Source organism: Vibrio sp. D420a, from assembly GCF_030248625.1.
In the GTDB taxonomy this organism is placed as follows: domain Bacteria; phylum Pseudomonadota; class Gammaproteobacteria; order Enterobacterales; family Vibrionaceae; genus Vibrio; species Vibrio fortis_A.
In genome coordinates this window covers 277,118-293,444 of record NZ_JAHGAN010000023.1, presented here as the reverse complement: position 1 = coordinate 293,444, position 16,327 = coordinate 277,118, and the positions used below count along the sequence as shown (strand labels likewise).

The following is a 16,327-nucleotide window of genomic DNA, read 5'->3' as shown; positions in this document are numbered from 1 at the left end:
TTTTACATTGGTAACGAAATATGTACGGTTCGGGCTTCCAATTTTAATCTTAAACTGGTTTACTTGCTATACAACGAGCGTCAATCAAATTTTTTAGGATGTAAACGAAGATTTACACCTTCTTTTTATAAGACGCCACCCAAAGCAAACACAACATTACACAACATACAAATTTTGGAGTTAAAGTGGCTACTAGTAATACAACCACAACACCTCGTGATACCTGGGGTTCGAAATTAGGATTCGTAATGGCTGCAGCAGGTTCTGCTGTTGGTCTAGGTAATATTTGGAAGTTCCCATACACAGCAGGTGAGAGCGGCGGCGGTGCCTTCGTTGCAATCTACCTATTCTTCGTAATTTTCATCGGTTTCAGTGTGATGCTGACTGAATTTGCTATTGGCCGTCATACGCAAAAATCAGCAGTAGGTGCATTTAAATCAACTGACCGTCGTTGGACGTTCGCTGGTGTTATCGGCGTAGTGAGTGGTCTACTTATCATGGGTTTCTACCCTGTAGTAGGCGGCTGGTCTATTGCTTACATCGGTAAAATTGCTGGTGGTCTTCTAGACGCACCTGAAGCAATCGGTGACAGCTTCGGTGGTTTCATCTCTAACCCAGTTCAACCACTAATGTGGATGGGTCTATACCTTCTTCTTAACGTTGTTATCGTTATGAAAGGTATCTCGGGCGGTATCGAGAAAGCGGGTAAGGTCCTAATGCCACTGCTATTCCTGATCCTTATCGTGGTATCGATCAAAGGTCTGACTCTTCCAGGTTCTATGGCTGGTCTTGAGTTCCTATTTAGCCCTGATTTTTCTAAGGTAGACAGCAACGTAATCCTAGCTGCACTTGGTCAAGCATTCTTCTCACTATCTCTAGGTATGGGTTGTATGTTGACTTACGGTTCTTACCTTAAGAAGAAAGAAAACCTAGTTCAAACTACCGCTATGGTTACAGCAATGGATACGGGTGTTGCTATCCTAGCTGGTGTTGCAATGTTCCCAGCAATGTTCGCATTCGGCATGGAACCAGCAGCAGGTCCTGGTCTAGTATTCGTAGTTGTTCCTCAGCTATTTGCTGAAATGGGCGGCGTAATTGGTCTTCTATTTGCACTTATGTTCTTCATTGGTCTAAGTGTTGCGGCTCTAACATCTTCTGTTTCTCTACTTGAGGTTGTGGTTTCTTACCTAATCGATGAGAAAGGCATGAAGCGTGTAACAGCGGTTATCTCTGCAAGTGTTGTAATGGCTGCACTATGTATCTTCGCTTCTCTATCTCTAGGTGGCGTTGGTCCAACACTGTTCGACACAGGTGCATTTGATATCTTCGATCTACTAACAGATAAGATCTTCCTAGCTGTTGGCGGTATGTTGGTATGTATCTTCGCTGGTTGGAGACTAAACCGTGCAGACCTAGAGAAAGAAATCACTAACGACGGTGAAGTATCTTTCCCACTATTCGGTCTATGGTACACACTAGTTAAGTTTGTAATCCCAGTAGCAATCGCAATCGTTGCATTCATGGGTATCTCTTCTGGCTTCGACAGCGGTAAGGGTGCAATCATGCTATTAGGTATCGGTATCATTGCAGGCTCAGCGTTAATTTCTAAGAAATTGTAATCGCGGTCTTCAAAGCCAAAACCAATAGAAAGCGAGAGTCTTAGGACTCTCGTTTTTTTTGCTTTATTTTTAACCTTTTCTTATTTATAGGGTTTTTCGTACGGTTTTTTCTAAAGTTATTCGTATGTCAGTCGATATATATTCAAGCATAACAATATGTGAAGTGAATATTGACTCCCTTAGGAAGGTGAAATGTGAAACTGTCTGTAAGAAAAAAATTGTATGCAGGCTTTAGCTCTATATTGGCGCTAATGATTGTATTGGTAGCGTTTGTTTGGATCGAGGTAACGGGCTCCCATCGAGTGGCTGACGAGATCCGCATGGATGACGTGCCTGAGCTAGTGAACTATCTTGTATTGGTCGATGAGACAGCAGACGTTTACCGAGATGCAATGGGTGCTGTGACACATGTTAATGGTGCACTTAATGACTACCGTGCAAACAAAGGGCAGTTCTTCGAAGCGGTTAATAAGGTTAAAGCACTAGAGAGCGTGGGTACACCTGACTACCGTCGAATTGAACGCGTTGAGAACCTGATGAAAGAGTTCAATTCTGCGTTTGAAAATCAAATTGCACCTAAGGTGAATCAGGAAGCTGCGTTCTTGGATAATATCCGTGATTTGCGTGCGCTCTATGAACAATATTTAGTGTCGATTGAAGCTCTGCTTGATGAAGCTTCGATGGCCGAAGAAGTGCAAACTGACAAAGCGCTGCTTGCTTTGACAGACTCATTTACAGCAATGGAACGTATGATCATAATCCTAACTGCCATTTCCATTGCGGCGGGTGCAGTGATTGCTTACCTATTGTCGAACTCGATTACCAGTCGCCTAACCAAAGTGGAACAGGTGGCACGTAAAGTTGCGAGTGGCGATTTAACAGCAGAAGACATTGTTGACGATTCGGATGACGAATTGGCACACCTTGGACAGTCGATTAACCAGATGCAGAAGTCACTTGTTGGCTTGATTGGCTCTATTTCGTCTGTAACGAATCAAGTGCAATCAGCAAGTGGTGAGCTTTCGTCGATTAGCCAAGACATTGTTTCAGGTGCGTCCGCACAAGCAGAGAAAGCGACTTTGATTGCCACCGCGGCGGAAGAGCTTAGCTTGACGATTTCAGAAGTTGCTCAGCAGGGTACATCCACCTATGAAGAAGCACGTCGTTCAGAGACTTCAGCAGAAGACGGTCGCTCTGTGATTGTGGAAATGGTGGCGAGCATTCAGCAAGTGTCTGCTCAAATGGGAGATATGTCGGAGCAAATGAACACGCTTGGCTCTCATGGTGAACAGATTGGCAGTGTCATCAAAGTGATTGAAGACATCGCAGAACAGACTAATTTATTGGCATTGAACGCAGCGATCGAAGCGGCGCGTGCTGGCGAATTTGGTCGTGGCTTTGCGGTTGTTGCGGACGAGGTACGAGCGCTTGCTGAACGTACTACTAAAGCGACGCAAGAAGTGTCAGGTATCATTCAAGCGATTCAATCAGGCACACAAGAAGCGGTTACATACACCCAAGACAACTGTCGTTTAGTAGATATTGGCGTTGAGCAAAGCTCTGGTGCGGTTCAAGCACTGGAAGCGATTGTGAACGGAGCAGCCAATGTACAAAGTATGGTTAACTCAATTGCGACAGCGGCGGAAGAGCAGACTGCAGTGACCAAAGAGATCGCAGCGGATATTACAGCGATCAGCGATATCTCAGAGTCTTCTCTACAGCTTGCGACACGCAGCTCTGAGAGTACGATGAGCCTAAACGCTAAGGTTAAAGAGCTGGAAACTTTACTTGGTCAGTTTAAACTTGCTTAAACCATGGTAAAGATGCGGTAAGGCATTATTGAGCCCACGACTGTTGAACATTCAGTCGTGGGCTTTTTCATTACTGGTATCTAGTGTGGGACAAGGTATACTTCTAGCTCGATTACGGAGTAAGCCTTTTCATGTTCGACATTCTTGTAAACCACTCAGATTTTTTACTTATCAATAAACATCCAGGCGTCAGCGTCCATAAAGATGATGGTGATACCATGCTTCTTCAAGAGGTCGCGACATCATTAGACATTGAAAAGCTTTATCTGGTGCACCGCTTAGACAAAATGACCTCTGGAATACTGTTGTTAGCAAAAAACGCGGCTGCGGCGAGTGAGTTGTCTCAGTTGTTTGCTAACCGAGAGGTTGAAAAGTACTACCTTGCGATCGGTTCAAAGAAGCCTAAAAAGAAGCAAGGCCTGATCGTGGGTGATATGGAGCGTTCTCGACGTTCGAGCTGGAAGCTGATTAACAGTAAAGAAAACCCAGCGGTGACTCAGTTTTTATCGGCAGCGGCCGAGCCGGGTGAAAGGCTCCTGCTTTGTAAGCCATACACAGGGCGCACTCATCAAATTCGTGTAGCGATGAAGTCGATAGGTTCGGCGATCGTTGGCGACCCAATTTATAATTCTTCAAGTCAATCTGATCGCGGCTACCTGCATGCGTTTGCGATTCGATTTACCTATCAATCTCAAGCATATCAATACGTGTGTGACCCGAGATCACACCTGTCTCTTGGTCAAAAATGGTCACAAGAGACGGTATCGACAGGTTTGGATACTTGGCTTGAACCTTGGTCACTGGCGTGGCCAAAGCTAAACATTAAGTGAGAGATATAATGGAAGCATCTGCTTTACCGGTATTTTTTGAACATATCGAACAACAGCTAAACGAAGTACCTAACGAGCTACGTCGTATTTTTCATGGCCGTGGTAAATTTTGGCCAGGCCTAGAGCAATTAACGTGTGATTGGGTTGATGGTCAGCTTTTAGTGAACATTTTCAAACAGGTTGATGAAGAGTTTTTATCAAGCTTGAAAGATGGGCTTCTTAAATTGACGGAGCAGCCAATTTGGCAACAGAAGCAGGGCACGAGTGTTGTGCTTCAACATCGCTATGCTGAAGGCAGCCCATCAGAAGTGATTTGGGGAGAGCTAGATTCATCGCCAGTGGTTGTTGAGCACGGTCTTAAGTATCAGTTGAATATCGGTCGCAACCAGAACTTCGGTCTGTTCTTGGACATGCGTAACGGCCGTCAGTGGGTTCAAGAGAACTCTAAAGGTAAGAACGTATTAAACCTGTTTGCTTACACCTGTGGCTTCTCTGTAGCCGCTCTAGCGGGTGGTGCGCGTCAATGCCTTAACGTAGATATGTCACGCGGTTCGTTGAGCAAAGGTCGTGACAACCATCGCCTCAATGAACATGACATGCGCTCAGTGAACTTCCTTGGATACGATATCTTCAAATGCTGGGGAAAAATCAAGAAAGGTGGCCCGTACGAATTAGTGATTATTGATCCACCATCTTTCCAAAAGGGCAGCTTTGCACTGACAAAAGACTATAAGAGAATTCTGCGTCGTCTGCCTGAGCTTCTTAAAGAGGGCGGAGAAGTGATTGCTTGTGTGAACTCTCCAATGGTTTCACCAAACTTCTTGATTGATACCATGGCGGAAGAAGCGCCAAATGTTAAATATCTAGAACGTTTACCGAACCCACCTGAGTTTGTGGATGTTGATGCTGATTCAAGCCTGAAAGTACTCCGTTTCAAGTTAGAATCTGCAGAATAATCATTAGGCATGATCAATTGAAAGCGCCGCATTACTTCATAGTAACGCGGCGCTTTTTTATGAATTCGATATTAGTCGAATCGAAGTGCCTTAGGCTTTGACGTTGTTAAGAGTTTGAAAGCCGAAGTAGATTCGCATAAATGTGGTGAGCCAACACGCCGCGCCAAACGCATAAGCAATGACGGCAAAGTGTTGTGGCCAAATACAAAACGCAATGAAACAAGCGATGGTTTCTGTTCCCTCAGTCAATCCAGACATGTAGTACAAAGATTTATGCTTATAGACAGGGTTCTCGATCCCTTGCTTACCCGCCATAACCGCGAAGGCTAAGAAACTGCTGCCTGTGCCGATGAAAGAGAAAATGAGAAAGGCGCCTGCGACGGCATTGGCGTCTGGGTTAGCAATCACAAAGCCAAACGGTATTAAGGAGTAGAACAAGAAATCGAGGCTGATGTCGAGAAACCCACCGGCATCGGTAATACCCTGGATACGAGCAAGTGCGCCATCAAGCCCATCGCAGATACGATTTAACACCACAAATAGCAGTGCCAAATCATACTGTTGAAAAGCAAGCGACGGGAAGGCTAAACAGCCAATCAAAAAGCCGAAAAACGTAGTTTGATTCGCAGTGACGCCAGCGCTGTTTAGAACTTTAGCGGATTGAGTTAACGGCCAGCGAATGACCTTGATGGAATATTTATCTAGCATTCTCGGTGCTCCATGGCCAATTCAGTACTCGCGCTGCCGGTGGAATATCCGCTTCATCATGGGTCACCATTAATGTCGGAATGTTCGCTTTGCTGAGTTGCTCAAATACCCAATCACGAAATTGAACACGTAGCTCAGGATCGAGTTTACTGAAGGGTTCGTCCAACAATGCAACTTTCGGTTTAGCGAGTAACATTCTCGTCAGACTTACTCGGGCTCGCTGGCCCCCAGAAATTTGGTCTGGGAAAGAGTCGGCAAGTCGTGTCAGTTCGATGTCTTTTAGCGCATCTAACGCTCTCTGTTGGCGCTCTTTTCCTTTGATACTGTTTGGTAGTGCAAAGGCCAGATTTTCCCAAACCTTTAGGTGAGGGAAGAGCAGATCGTCTTGAAACAGGATTCCCACCTCACGTTGGTGCGGAGCGATTTGATCAATTCGCATGTCGTTGACGTGGACTTGTCCTGTGTATTCAAACTCGTTGCTAAGGTGACCTGCGATCACGTCGAGCAGAGTCGACTTGCCACAGCCACTTGGCCCCATTAATGCCAGCACTTCGCCGGATTCTAAATGAAGACTGAGCGATGAGAATAACTCGCTTCCATCGAGCTTATGGATGGCGAGGTCGTTGAGAGATAGACTCATTAGGCAATAAACCTTTGAATGAAAGACGGCGATACTTCACCTGTAAGCGGCTGATAAGAATCGCAAAAGAGAAAAAGAACAGAGGCAACAAGGCTTGCCAAATGGCGTAAATCGCAGTGACCCGACGATCAAATCCGCTGGTTAGTGCAACCGCTTCTGTGGTGATGGTACTGATTCTACCTGCACCTAACATCAAGGTTGGTAAATACTGAGCAAGGCTAACACTAATGCCGACAGCCCATGCAAAAACCATTGCTGGTAACAGAATCGGTAATTTAACCGTGAGCCAGCTTTGAAGTGGCGATTTTCCAAGGCTGAGCGCCGCTTTGATCAAGCCAGGTTCGAAACTGCGCCAAGGGCCGTCCAATGACAGGTAGACGAAGGGAAAAGCAAAAAACACATGCGACCAAATTACCCAAAACTCATAAGCGGTGCTATTGAGGTAGAGAGTGGTAACCTGCAATCCAAATAGTACAGATAGTTGAGGGATAAGCATTGGAATCGCGATAATATATCCCGGAACCTGCCAGCGATGCTTAATACGATATTCATGAGCAATAAGGGCAAGTACTAAGGCGATAGTCGCAGAAATAATTGCAATCCAGAGGCTGGTGCTAATGGTTCCAGTGATCGCATCCCACTCGTATTCCCAAAAGCGGGTACTGTAGCGGCTTGGCAGAAGGTCAGGAAAGCGCCAACGTTGAGCGACACTCCATAGCAACATCAATGGAAACATGACGGCTGTTAGCACTGCCAAGAAAGAGAACAGGCTACGTCCAGGTAGAGCGACACCACGACGACCTGATACCTGCCAGCTTCGGAAATACTTAAGAACGGCCCATTCAACTAATCGAGCAAACGCAATAAGTAGGCTTGCTAAACCAAAGAGAACAATCGCCCCAGCCGCCGCTCTTGGTAGCAAGTTGAGGTCTGGGTCGTTAAACCATTGCCACACTAATACCGCAAAAGTTGGTGGGTTTGTTGGACCGATAATGAGCGCGATATCAACCACTGACAAGCTGTAAGCAAGCACTGCCAGCATAGGGAAGCGCAATTTGTTGAACCATTGTGGGAAAACACATTTCCACCAAATCTGTGAACGACTGTAGCCTAGCGAAGCACTCACTTTGGTGATTTTAGGAACATCTAATTGCTGCAGAATAGAGATACTCATTAACAATAAGAATGGAATCTCCTTCAATGCCAACATCACGATCAATCCAAGTGCATACGGGTCTTTCACCAGTAACGCCAGCTCAGTATTCGTTGATGGTTCCCCTAAGAAACCTTGCAGGGCACGCATGCCAAGACCGCTTGGGCTAAACAGAAAGGCGAATCCGATGGCAAAGGCGACATGAGGAATCGCTAACATAGGTGACAACGTGAGTTCTATTTTACGCCAGAACGGTTTGTCCCACGTTGCTTGGAGAATACAGATGGTCAGAAAGCAGGCAAGGTAGCTACTGATCACTGCTGAACTCAGAGTGAGCCCGATAGAGTGGTAAACGCCTTCCCACGCAAAAACTTGCTGGAAACCTACGATTGAAAACTGTTCTAAACCCAATGGAGGGATATAACTGAGAGATGAAGCAATAACCCCAACTACCCCAGGGATAGTTGGGATGATGCACACCGCTATAACAACAAAATATAGAGCGTGAAGAATCAAACTTAGTTACCGTAGCGTTTTAACCACTCAGACTCGAGTGCGGTTTGCCAGCTTGGGTGTGGCTCGTCTACCGACTTGAACTGCTGAGTATTACGCGCGCTTCCTGTTAGGTATTTGCTGCTTAATACTGATGGGTCGCCCCAGATGTTAAGGTCGCCTTTGCGCGATTGTGCTTCTGGGCTCAGTAGGTAGTTGATTGCGACTTGAGCACCCGCCGATGAATTGGCATTCCATGGGATGGCCAAGAAGTGAATGTTAGATAATGCGCCACTTTCGAAAGCAAACGCTTTGGTGGTTTCCGCCAGTGTGCCATTAGCTTGAGCAGAGAAAACCGCATTCGGGTTAAAGGTGATCGCTAAGTCGATCTGACCATCATCAAGAAGCTGGATGCTTTCAGAAGTACCCGCAGGGAACTGTTTACCACCTCGCCACGCGACTTTATGGAATTCATCAAGGTACGCCCATAGTGGCTGAGTGATAGCCTGGAAGGTTTTCTCATCAACAGGTTTAGACAGTGCTGGGTCGTTTTTAGTCAGTTCAATAAGAAGCGACTTCACGAAGCTGGTGCCATGAAACTCTGGTGGACGAGGGTAGCTTAAGCGGTTTGGATACGCTTGTGCGTAGCTCAACATTTCAGAGAAAGAGTGCGGTGGGTTGTTGAGTGTTTCTTGGTCGTGAATAAAGACCAGTTGTCCAACACCCCAAGGTGCTTCTAAACCCTCAGTCGGTTCTGAGAAATCAACATCGATTGGTAGAGATTTATCGACATATTGCCAATTCGGCAGCGTTTCAGTGAACGGGCCAAACAGTAGAGCGTTGTCTTTCATTGAACGGAAGTTTTCACCGTTGATCCAGACCATATCGACGCTACCACCGCTGTTTTTACCCGCGGCTTTTTCTGCGATTAGGCGTGTGGTCGTCTCTGCGATGTCGGTTACCTTAACGTGCTTAAGTGTCACACCATGGTTTTGTTGCAGTTGTTTGCCTGCCCATTGGATATAGCGATTGATCTCTTGGCTACCACCCCAAGCGTGAAAATAGACAGTTTGTCCTTCGGCTTCACGTTCAATTTGGCTCCACTCTTGAGAGTTCGTGCTGTCTGCATAAAGTGTTGCGCTGTAGGCTGTTGTGGCCAGTAATCCAATCGTACTAACTAATTTGTTCATAAACTTTTCCATATCTTTGTGAACGGGCGAGGGCAGTGCATTTGTTACTTCCTTAAGGTTATTCTATCTGTTTCTGAAATAATTTCTAATTCAATAGTAAATTCAAAGGATTACTCATCGAATTATGTGACCTTATCTATGACCGTGTTTTTGGCTAAATAATTACAGAATAAATCGTGAATTTTTCAAATGATTTAGAAATACCCCTCAGATACGAAAAAAGGAGCCAAATGGCTCCTTTAGAAAACTTGTTCATCACATTGTTAGGATTAGTTTTTCCAATCACTTAGTGTGTAAGTCAGAGTGTGTACGTCGTTCTTAAGTACTAACGTATCTTTAGTTAGAGTTACGTCGCTCCATTCAGCAAGTGTTGCAGATACAGACTGCTCAATGTCCATTGTTGCACCGTGACACATCTTCATTGTCATGCCCATCTGTTTGATGCGGAATTGACCGTCTTTCAGTTCACCCTGACCAAAGAAATTATTACAGCCAGCAATACCGTTAGCTGTTAGCTTCTCACCAATCTCTAGGCGAGGTGCTGCTTGATGTTCGCTTTTCTCAATGTCTTTGCCGTCGATTTGTGCCAGTTCCCAATTATGGTGCTGTAGGTCGGTAGCTGTTACTTGCATTGCGTCATCACCTGTTGTTGTACATGCAGCAAGCATGATAGGTAAAGCGGTTACTGCTAGTAATTTTTTTGAACTAAACTTCATATAATATGGCTCCAAAGGAATAAACGAAGTTACCAAAGATGCGTAACTTGATTGGTGAAAAGTATAGTTAACAAAACGCTATATGTGTCAGTATACGGTCATAGTTTAGTATGTTTTCGTTGGGTTCGATGATTTAATAATCATAGTATCAGGCACATAGAGTACTCAGGAGGAGTCGTGGAGCAGTTAGAGTTTTTTCAAGTTCCAAGCCCCTGTGTGGGAGTATGTTCAACGGATGAAAAAGGCTATTGCAATGGCTGTATGCGAAAACGGGAAGAGCGGTTTAATTGGATGTCGATGACACCCGCTCAGCAGTTACACGTGATCAAACTATGTCGACAGAGATATAGAAGAAAACGCCTTGCACAGTTGAACAATGGATCTAAACCAGAACAATCATCAGAAGAGTCTGTGAGTCCGCAACAAGATCTTTTTGGATAATTGCGACTCATACAGTCTGTTTTTAACAAACTCTTTACATCGGCCGGCAGGTGTAATATTAAAGAGACTACGATGCCAGAAGGGATGATGTTGGTATGAGTAAGAAAGAGAGCAAAATTAAGAGCAAGCCAATAAAATCGCTCGACAAAGAACGCCTAGAAGATAAAGACGACCCAGAAAGAGTCGCGCGTGATTGGCACAGTATGACCGAAGAAGAGCAAATGGAAGTGTTATCTCATCTATCGGATATGCCCTTCCAGTAGTCCTTAAATGAAAGCCAAAGGCAAAGATTATGATTAAGTACTAAAAAGCCACCCAGCGGTGGCTTTTATGCATTTAGGCTCGAGATTATCGCTTTTCGGGTTAAATCTACTTAGATCCCCAGTGATCGCTTACCCATCCACCAATATGCTCATCAAAGTGATTACCACTGAATCGGTGATTACGTTCAACAGAACTATCACTCTCATCTTTATTGTCTAATAGCGTTTGAATGTAGTTAGCCATCGGGTCATTAGAACGTTGACGATCGCGTCGGGTTGCTACTTCTTTAATCAGTTGTAATCGGTATGCAGAGCTAGCACGTTTCATTTCAATGACCTCCTGGTTATAGACACTAATAGAAAAATTTAGTTGGTGGTTTTGTGACCGTCAACGCGATTTTTAAGTATTTTTTTTGACCAACGAGGAATCAATCAGTTGAGTGCTTTATTCATAAAAATGTAATTTAAAACAGCTCTTCGTTAAGCGTCAAAATAAGATGTTTTATATGAGTGGAGGTGACTATTTCTAGAGATTCAGATGTAAAAAAGCCCAGTTCGAAACCAGGCTTTGGGTGAAAGTTCTATTTTTGTTAAAAGTGCGATTTACCGAATCTGGCAGTAACGACTGATCTGTTTAACGTGAGCTCTTACTTTTAAATTGCTTAATACTCTTTTTCTTGGCAGTGCGACGGTTGGCTTGTTTGTCTTTCGGTGGGCGTTTACGTTGTGTCCCTTCAGCTGCAGGCCTGTCTGTTACTGGGAAGCCTTCTAATGATTGAACTGGTAAGGTTCGCTCAGTCAACTGACGAATTGCATTCAAAGCATCCGTTTCGCTGTGGCTTACTAACGAAATAGCATGGCCATTGGCTCCAGCACGAGCGGTACGGCCAACACGATGGACATAACTTGCTGAATGCATCGGTAGCTCAAAGTTGATGACTAGAGGTAGAGCGTCAATATGAATACCACGCGCCATTACATCGGTCGCAACAAGCGTTTCAATTTTCCCGTGTTTGAAATCGTCAAGGATCTGGCTAAGCTCTTCTTGAGTCCTGTTGCCGTGTAGCGCTTCAACGTTGAGTTTGGCTTTTTTGAGCTTCTTCGTTAGAGCATCGGCGTTGTCCTTGGCTCCAATGAAAACCAAAGCCTGGGTGTTTGTGTGCTGTTGCAATAGGCTGATAAGCGCTTGTGGCTTACTGCCTTTGTTGACTAAGTACAGTGTCTCTTGGATGTTCTCGGCCACGCTGTTTTTTGGGTGCACGCTCACTTTCAATGGCTTGAACAGCAGCGTATCAGCTTGTTTCTCGAGTTCTGTCGGTAGTGTTGCCGAGAAAAGTAGAGTCTGATGTTTTGCTGACAAAGATTTCTTGATCGTTTGAACGTCAGGCCAAAACCCCATGTCTAATAGGCGGTCCGCTTCATCCAGCACAAATGTTTGGCACTGCGACAGTGATAGTGAACCCTGTTCAATCAGAGACACTAAACGGCCAGGCGTCGCCACGATCAACTGTGGTCTGCTGTTTAGAGTATCATTGACACTCTCTTCACTCATGCCACCAATTAAAGTTGCAATACGAATGGAGACTGCTCGCGCAAATGGCTCTAAAGAAGAAGTAACTTGGTTGGCGAGTTCACGCGTTGGCACCACAATGAGGCTTTGAACTGTTTCGACGTTACTGTCTAGGTTGTGTAAACCACCTAAGCCAAATGCAAGTGTTTTGCCGCTGCCAGTTTGAGCCAACGCCAGTAAATCTTTTTTCTGCATGATCGCTGGGATTGTTTTCGTTTGGATTTCTGTTGGCTGTTGAAGCGTTTTAGGCAGAGCATCAATAAGCTCAGAGCACAGGTTTAGTGATTTGAACGTCATAGTGTGAACCAGTTGAAAGTGGATGGGGAGTCTAACAGCGGACATTGTCTGAGTGAATCATTTTAGCGAATCAAAGCAACTTGGGTTTGCCTTTGCGTGCAAATAGATGTTGATGAACGGAATGCGAACTCTGTCTCAACACTTGTCGATGTTTTAACTAAAGGTCTGACGAGCGCTGCCGATAATTAATTCTAATGATGATTTGTGCTATGTTCATTTATTAAGTGGATATTGATTTAAGTGCTTGATTGGCACCACGTGTAGGGAGACAGATAAATGAGTGACGGGTCTTTTACCCAAAAGCGCCAGTACTATCGCTTGAAGTACCCAAAAGGTGCGAGGCCGATAATGCGTATCAAAGATGAGCTCTTTCAAGTGAGTGAGGTATCTGAGAAAGGCGTGCGTGTTATGACACGAAATGTCAGTCACTTTTATCGTGGGCTTTCCATGGCGGGTACACTCGATCTGCATGATGAAAAGCGCGTTGATGTATCGGGTGCGGTTTTACGCTTTGATGGCAATGAAGTGATCATTCAGTTGTCTCGTGGCCCGAGCTTTAAAGACATGGTCTCGGAGCAGAGACACATCCGCCAACGCTATCCCGCATTTTTCGCAAGTTTAAGAGCGGCATAGTTGAGTAGATTAAAGTAGTTGAGAACATTAAAAAGCCCGAGAGTGAAATAACTCTCGGGCTTTTTGTCTTTATAACGGCAATAACTTTATAGAGTTATCCGCAAATAGACTAAACGGATTACAGTTTTGGTACTGTTGCCCATACCGCAGCAAGCATATCGTGACCAAATGCCACACTGCGGTCTGGTGACCAGCCGTAAAGCTCATCTGCGTGGCTAATATGATCTTTAAATGGCATTTCAACCGTGTAAGAAAGACACTTGAATTGCTCACCAACCCAATTTGAGCCGACAGTTAGGTTTGCTTTGCCCGGTTCATCTTTATCGTAACCAACTTCGTCTTGGAATTCTGGTGTGATAGTGGACAGTGCTTGTTTGAAGTGCTCTTCTAAACCTTGTAAACGAGCATCATAAGAAGGTATACCTTCACTACCCGCAACAAAGTTGTAAGGGATGGCTTCATCACCGTGAATATCCAAGAACATATCAACGCCGGTCTCTAACATGCGTTCACGAACGAGGTAAACCTCTGGGCTGCGCTCCATTGATGGTGTTTGCCATTCGCGGTTTAGGTTTACACCCAAGCCATTAGTACGTAAGTGGCCACGGATACTGCCGTCTGGATTCATGTTTGGCACCGCGCGAATCACAACCTTGTCGAGTAGGGCACGGCCAACCGTGTCTGTTTCATCAAGCAGGCGCTGCAAGAAGCCCTCAATGAACCATTCAGCCATCGTCTCACCAGGGTGTTGACGACCAATGATCCAGATATTCTTCTTCTCTGGGCTTGGTTCGCCAATAGTCAGTAGGCTAATGTCGTTGTTGTCATTAGTCACACCTAGCGTTTCAAGCTTACAAGCAGGATGCGTTTGAGCACTGTGCAGCAAATCTTGGTGGCGATCATAAGAGTAAGGTGCAAAGTAGGCAAAGAACATGGATTCATGCTCTGGGATGATGTCGAATTTAACTGTATCGCCATCAAACGTTGCTGGAATACGGAACCATTCTTCGCGATCGTAAGAAGCAACAACGTCGTAGTCTTTCCAACCCTCAGGGTAGGCTGACTTTGCTAAGCCTTGGATTTCAAAATGGTGAGAAACTTGTGCTTCACTCTCTAAACGGAAGTGAAACCACTGTGCAATGTCAGTGTGCTTATCTGCTGGGATAGTCAGTTGGATGTTTTGTGGAGCATCTGCGTTAACGACATTGATATTGCCGCTTTCGAAATTACTGAAAATTTTCATTGTAGTTATTATCTCGTGGTTGAGTTGCACTAAGATTAGCACACTTCATTTCAAGCAAACTACTCAGAAAGGCTCAGCGGCGCTGGCAAGATGTACAACCGCGACAAGCGGAGCGTGTATGTTTGTCTAGTTTACTGCGTTGAACCTTACAATACGCATTTTTGAGTGCTCTTCGTCCTGAAAACCAATCATCCGGCTTGGTCAAAATTAGATAGCCGTTAAAGCGTTTCACTAACTCTGTTCGGTTCTCTTCAATGAATCGACTGTCAAATCCGATCTCAAAATACTTCAGCGCTTGCTCAATACGATCAAAACTAGCTATTTTCTGCAAAAGTTCAGGGTGGCTCATGGTCTTCTCATACTATTTCACTGACCGTGAACTCTAGCTCATTTAACGGCTTTTTAACTTGATATCACTACGTGAGTAAGTCGCTTTTTTATGAGGTATGAGTCTAATGTCATTTTGAAATTTTATAGGATGTGAGGGCTTCTATTGATAAATGTGTTGGGTGCGAATTCATGAGGGTGGAAATGTTGAACTTAGCTCTCACTGTACGCCATCTTTATTATCAATAATGATAATTTATGACGCAAATCAATAAGTGTTACCCCTAAAGTATTAGTCTGATCGCAATTGCAACCAATTGTTAAAGATGATTACTAAATATGTCTATTAAAAAACGTTATATCGCTGTTATCGCGGCGATAGGCATAGGAATTGGGTGGTTGACGTTAGGTGGCACGGCTGCGGTCATGCACTACACATCGAGCACAGAATTCTGCGTTTCTTGTCACACCATGCAGATCCCATACGAAGAGTATGAAGGTTCAATTCACTTCAGTAACGCCAAAGGTATCCGCGCTGAATGTTCAGATTGCCACATTCCGTCGGACCCAATTGACTACGTAATCACAAAAATTCGAGCGTCTAAGGACATTTATCACGAATTTGTCACTGGAAAGATCGATACCGAAGAAAAGTACGAAGAGCACCGTATGGCGATGGCCGAAACGGTATGGGCGCAACTGCGTGAAAGTGATTCAGCAACGTGCCGCTCTTGTCACACGTTTGATGCGATGGATAGCTATGAGCAGTCGGAAGATGCAGCCAAAATGCACGCATACGCTCAAGAAAACAATCAAACCTGTATCGATTGCCACAAAGGTGTTGCTCACTTTGCACCGGAACCAGAAATGGACAGCGAAGCGTTCGATAACCTAATGGCGTTCACTGAGAAAACCGACCCTTCAGCGAAGGTGGTTTACCCAGTAAAAACCATTGAGATGGGTGACCTAGGTACTATCAATCCAACTGCAAAACTAGACGTTGTATCAGTTGAAGGCAATGAGCGAACAGTTGAGCTTCACGCTTACCAAATGAAAGGTGCAGAGCAAGTGCTTTACTACGGCGAAGGTCAACGCGCTATCGTCGCAATGCTAACCGAAGCGGGACAAAACGCGGTTGATGCAGGTGAGTTTCATGCTGATGAGTACGGCAATGAGTGGCGTACCGCTGTGATCACCGCGCAGATTGATGCAGATGTATTGGATTCACTTGAACCTATCTGGGATTACGCAGAAGAGCTCGACAACGTCTACTGCTCAACTTGTCACGCGAAGATTCCAGCGGGTCACTTTACTGTCAATGCTTGGGGACCTGTAGCGAAAGGCATGGGCGATCGTACCGATATTTCATCTGAAGACTTAGAACTTCTTACTAAATTCTTCCAGAACCACGCAAAAGATGTGGCTGGCCACTAAATAA

General features: G+C 45.0%; 17 protein-coding genes. 8 read left to right on the top strand and 9 right to left on the bottom strand.

Going from position 1 to position 16,327, the window contains the following annotated elements; genetic code table 11:
* Positions 1 to 185: 185 nt before the first annotated feature.
* From KI743_RS16280 to KI743_RS16265, 4 genes are all read left to right on the top strand, one after another.
* On the top strand, positions 186 to 1,619 hold the full coding sequence (locus tag KI743_RS16280; RefSeq protein WP_032552142.1) for a sodium-dependent transporter: 1,434 nt from the start codon (positions 186 to 188) through the stop codon (positions 1,617 to 1,619).
* Positions 1,620 to 1,813: 194 nt separating this feature from the next.
* The gene (locus KI743_RS16275; RefSeq protein ID WP_285467297.1) at positions 1,814 to 3,430 is read left to right on the top strand and encodes a methyl-accepting chemotaxis protein; all 1,617 of its coding nucleotides are present in this window, start codon (positions 1,814 to 1,816) and stop codon (positions 3,428 to 3,430) included.
* Positions 3,431 to 3,561: 131 nt separating this feature from the next.
* On the top strand, positions 3,562 to 4,260 hold the full coding sequence (locus tag KI743_RS16270; RefSeq protein ID WP_285467296.1) for a TIGR01621 family pseudouridine synthase: 699 nt from the start codon (positions 3,562 to 3,564) through the stop codon (positions 4,258 to 4,260).
* Between the two features lie 8 nt (positions 4,261 to 4,268).
* Positions 4,269 to 5,216: a class I SAM-dependent methyltransferase gene (locus KI743_RS16265; protein ID WP_032552146.1), complete on the top strand. Its 948-nt coding sequence runs from the start codon at positions 4,269 to 4,271 to the stop codon at positions 5,214 to 5,216.
* 90 nt (positions 5,217 to 5,306) lie between these two features.
* On the opposite strand, the gene KI743_RS16260 is transcribed toward KI743_RS16265, so the two are convergent.
* The 5 genes from KI743_RS16260 to KI743_RS16240 all read right to left on the bottom strand — a co-directional run bounded on the left by KI743_RS16260 (position 5,307) and on the right by KI743_RS16240 (position 10,115).
* Positions 5,307 to 5,924 (bottom strand): CDP-alcohol phosphatidyltransferase family protein, encoded by a 618-nt coding sequence (locus KI743_RS16260; RefSeq protein WP_032552147.1) that lies wholly within the window; start codon positions 5,922 to 5,924, stop codon positions 5,307 to 5,309.
* Positions 5,914 to 6,564 carry an ATP-binding cassette domain-containing protein gene (locus KI743_RS16255; protein WP_152468976.1) on the bottom strand — a complete coding sequence of 217 codons (651 nt, stop codon included), beginning with the start codon at positions 6,562 to 6,564 and terminating at the stop codon, positions 5,914 to 5,916. The genes KI743_RS16260 and KI743_RS16255 overlap by 11 nt, the downstream gene beginning before the upstream one ends.
* Positions 6,530 to 8,230, bottom strand: a complete 1,701-nt coding sequence (locus tag KI743_RS16250) for a thiamine ABC transporter permease (protein ID WP_285467376.1) — start codon at positions 8,228 to 8,230, stop codon at positions 6,530 to 6,532. The genes KI743_RS16255 and KI743_RS16250 overlap by 35 nt, the downstream gene beginning before the upstream one ends.
* A 5-nt stretch (positions 8,231 to 8,235) precedes the next feature.
* Positions 8,236 to 9,399 carry an ABC transporter substrate-binding protein gene (locus tag KI743_RS16245; RefSeq protein ID WP_285467295.1) on the bottom strand — a complete coding sequence of 388 codons (1,164 nt, stop codon included), beginning with the start codon at positions 9,397 to 9,399 and terminating at the stop codon, positions 8,236 to 8,238.
* A 269-nt stretch (positions 9,400 to 9,668) separates the two neighbouring features.
* Positions 9,669 to 10,115 carry an META domain-containing protein gene (locus KI743_RS16240; protein ID WP_285467294.1) on the bottom strand — a complete coding sequence of 149 codons (447 nt, stop codon included), beginning with the start codon at positions 10,113 to 10,115 and terminating at the stop codon, positions 9,669 to 9,671.
* 177 nt (positions 10,116 to 10,292) lie between these two features.
* On the opposite strand from KI743_RS16240, the gene KI743_RS16235 reads away from it, so the two are divergent.
* Together KI743_RS16235 and KI743_RS16230 are read left to right on the top strand one after the other, a co-directional pair.
* Entirely contained in the window at positions 10,293 to 10,556 is a 264-nt protein-coding gene (locus KI743_RS16235) for a DUF1289 domain-containing protein (protein WP_084181885.1), read from the top strand.
* Positions 10,557 to 10,651: 95 nt separating this feature from the next.
* Positions 10,652 to 10,819 (top strand): hypothetical protein, encoded by a 168-nt coding sequence (locus KI743_RS16230; protein ID WP_167332348.1) that lies wholly within the window; start codon positions 10,652 to 10,654, stop codon positions 10,817 to 10,819.
* A gap of 106 nt (positions 10,820 to 10,925) precedes the next feature.
* Here KI743_RS16230 and KI743_RS16225 read toward each other — a convergent pair whose 3' ends face one another.
* On the bottom strand, positions 10,926 to 11,147 hold the full coding sequence (locus tag KI743_RS16225; protein WP_032552151.1) for a hypothetical protein: 222 nt from the start codon (positions 11,145 to 11,147) through the stop codon (positions 10,926 to 10,928).
* Between the two features lie 306 nt (positions 11,148 to 11,453).
* Entirely contained in the window at positions 11,454 to 12,686 is a 1,233-nt protein-coding gene (locus tag KI743_RS16220; protein ID WP_285467293.1) for a DEAD/DEAH box helicase, read from the bottom strand.
* Between the two features lie 276 nt (positions 12,687 to 12,962).
* Between KI743_RS16220 and KI743_RS16215 the strand changes: the two genes are divergently transcribed.
* On the top strand, positions 12,963 to 13,319 hold the full coding sequence (locus tag KI743_RS16215) for a hypothetical protein (protein ID WP_032552154.1): 357 nt from the start codon (positions 12,963 to 12,965) through the stop codon (positions 13,317 to 13,319).
* Between the two features lie 118 nt (positions 13,320 to 13,437).
* On the opposite strand, the gene KI743_RS16210 is transcribed toward KI743_RS16215, so the two are convergent.
* The gene (locus tag KI743_RS16210) at positions 13,438 to 14,562 is read right to left on the bottom strand and encodes a M14-type cytosolic carboxypeptidase (RefSeq protein WP_285467292.1); all 1,125 of its coding nucleotides are present in this window, start codon (positions 14,560 to 14,562) and stop codon (positions 13,438 to 13,440) included.
* A 73-nt stretch (positions 14,563 to 14,635) separates the two neighbouring features.
* On the bottom strand, positions 14,636 to 14,911 hold the full coding sequence (locus KI743_RS16205; protein ID WP_285467291.1) for a nitrogenase-stabilizing/protective protein NifW: 276 nt from the start codon (positions 14,909 to 14,911) through the stop codon (positions 14,636 to 14,638).
* A gap of 317 nt (positions 14,912 to 15,228) precedes the next feature.
* On the opposite strand from KI743_RS16205, the gene KI743_RS16200 reads away from it, so the two are divergent.
* On the top strand, positions 15,229 to 16,323 hold the full coding sequence (locus tag KI743_RS16200) for a NapC/NirT family cytochrome c (protein ID WP_285467290.1): 1,095 nt from the start codon (positions 15,229 to 15,231) through the stop codon (positions 16,321 to 16,323).
* Positions 16,324 to 16,327 lie beyond the last annotated feature (4 nt).

What these genes read in the sequence shown, in the direction of transcription:
- KI743_RS16270 (WP_285467296.1), top strand. Translation starts at nt 3,562, where the DNA reads ATGTTCGACATTCTTGTAAACCACTCAGATTTTTTACTTATCAATAAA.
- KI743_RS16200 (WP_285467290.1), top strand. Translation starts at nt 15,229, where the DNA reads ATGTCTATTAAAAAACGTTATATCGCTGTTATCGCGGCGATAGGCATA.
- KI743_RS16205 (WP_285467291.1), bottom strand. Translation starts at nt 14,911, where the DNA reads ATGAGCCACCCTGAACTTTTGCAGAAAATAGCTAGTTTTGATCGTATT.
- KI743_RS16210 (WP_285467292.1), bottom strand. Translation starts at nt 14,562, where the DNA reads ATGAAAATTTTCAGTAATTTCGAAAGCGGCAATATCAATGTCGTTAAC.
- KI743_RS16220 (WP_285467293.1), bottom strand. Translation starts at nt 12,686, where the DNA reads ATGACGTTCAAATCACTAAACCTGTGCTCTGAGCTTATTGATGCTCTG.
- KI743_RS16230 (WP_167332348.1), top strand. Translation starts at nt 10,652, where the DNA reads ATGAGTAAGAAAGAGAGCAAAATTAAGAGCAAGCCAATAAAATCGCTC.
- KI743_RS16260 (WP_032552147.1), bottom strand. Translation starts at nt 5,924, where the DNA reads ATGCTAGATAAATATTCCATCAAGGTCATTCGCTGGCCGTTAACTCAA.
- KI743_RS16240 (WP_285467294.1), bottom strand. Translation starts at nt 10,115, where the DNA reads ATGAAGTTTAGTTCAAAAAAATTACTAGCAGTAACCGCTTTACCTATC.
- KI743_RS16245 (WP_285467295.1), bottom strand. Translation starts at nt 9,399, where the DNA reads ATGAACAAATTAGTTAGTACGATTGGATTACTGGCCACAACAGCCTAC.
- KI743_RS16255 (WP_152468976.1), bottom strand. Translation starts at nt 6,564, where the DNA reads ATGAGTCTATCTCTCAACGACCTCGCCATCCATAAGCTCGATGGAAGC.
- KI743_RS16215 (WP_032552154.1), top strand. Translation starts at nt 12,963, where the DNA reads ATGAGTGACGGGTCTTTTACCCAAAAGCGCCAGTACTATCGCTTGAAG.
- KI743_RS16225 (WP_032552151.1), bottom strand. Translation starts at nt 11,147, where the DNA reads ATGAAACGTGCTAGCTCTGCATACCGATTACAACTGATTAAAGAAGTA.
- KI743_RS16265 (WP_032552146.1), top strand. Translation starts at nt 4,269, where the DNA reads ATGGAAGCATCTGCTTTACCGGTATTTTTTGAACATATCGAACAACAG.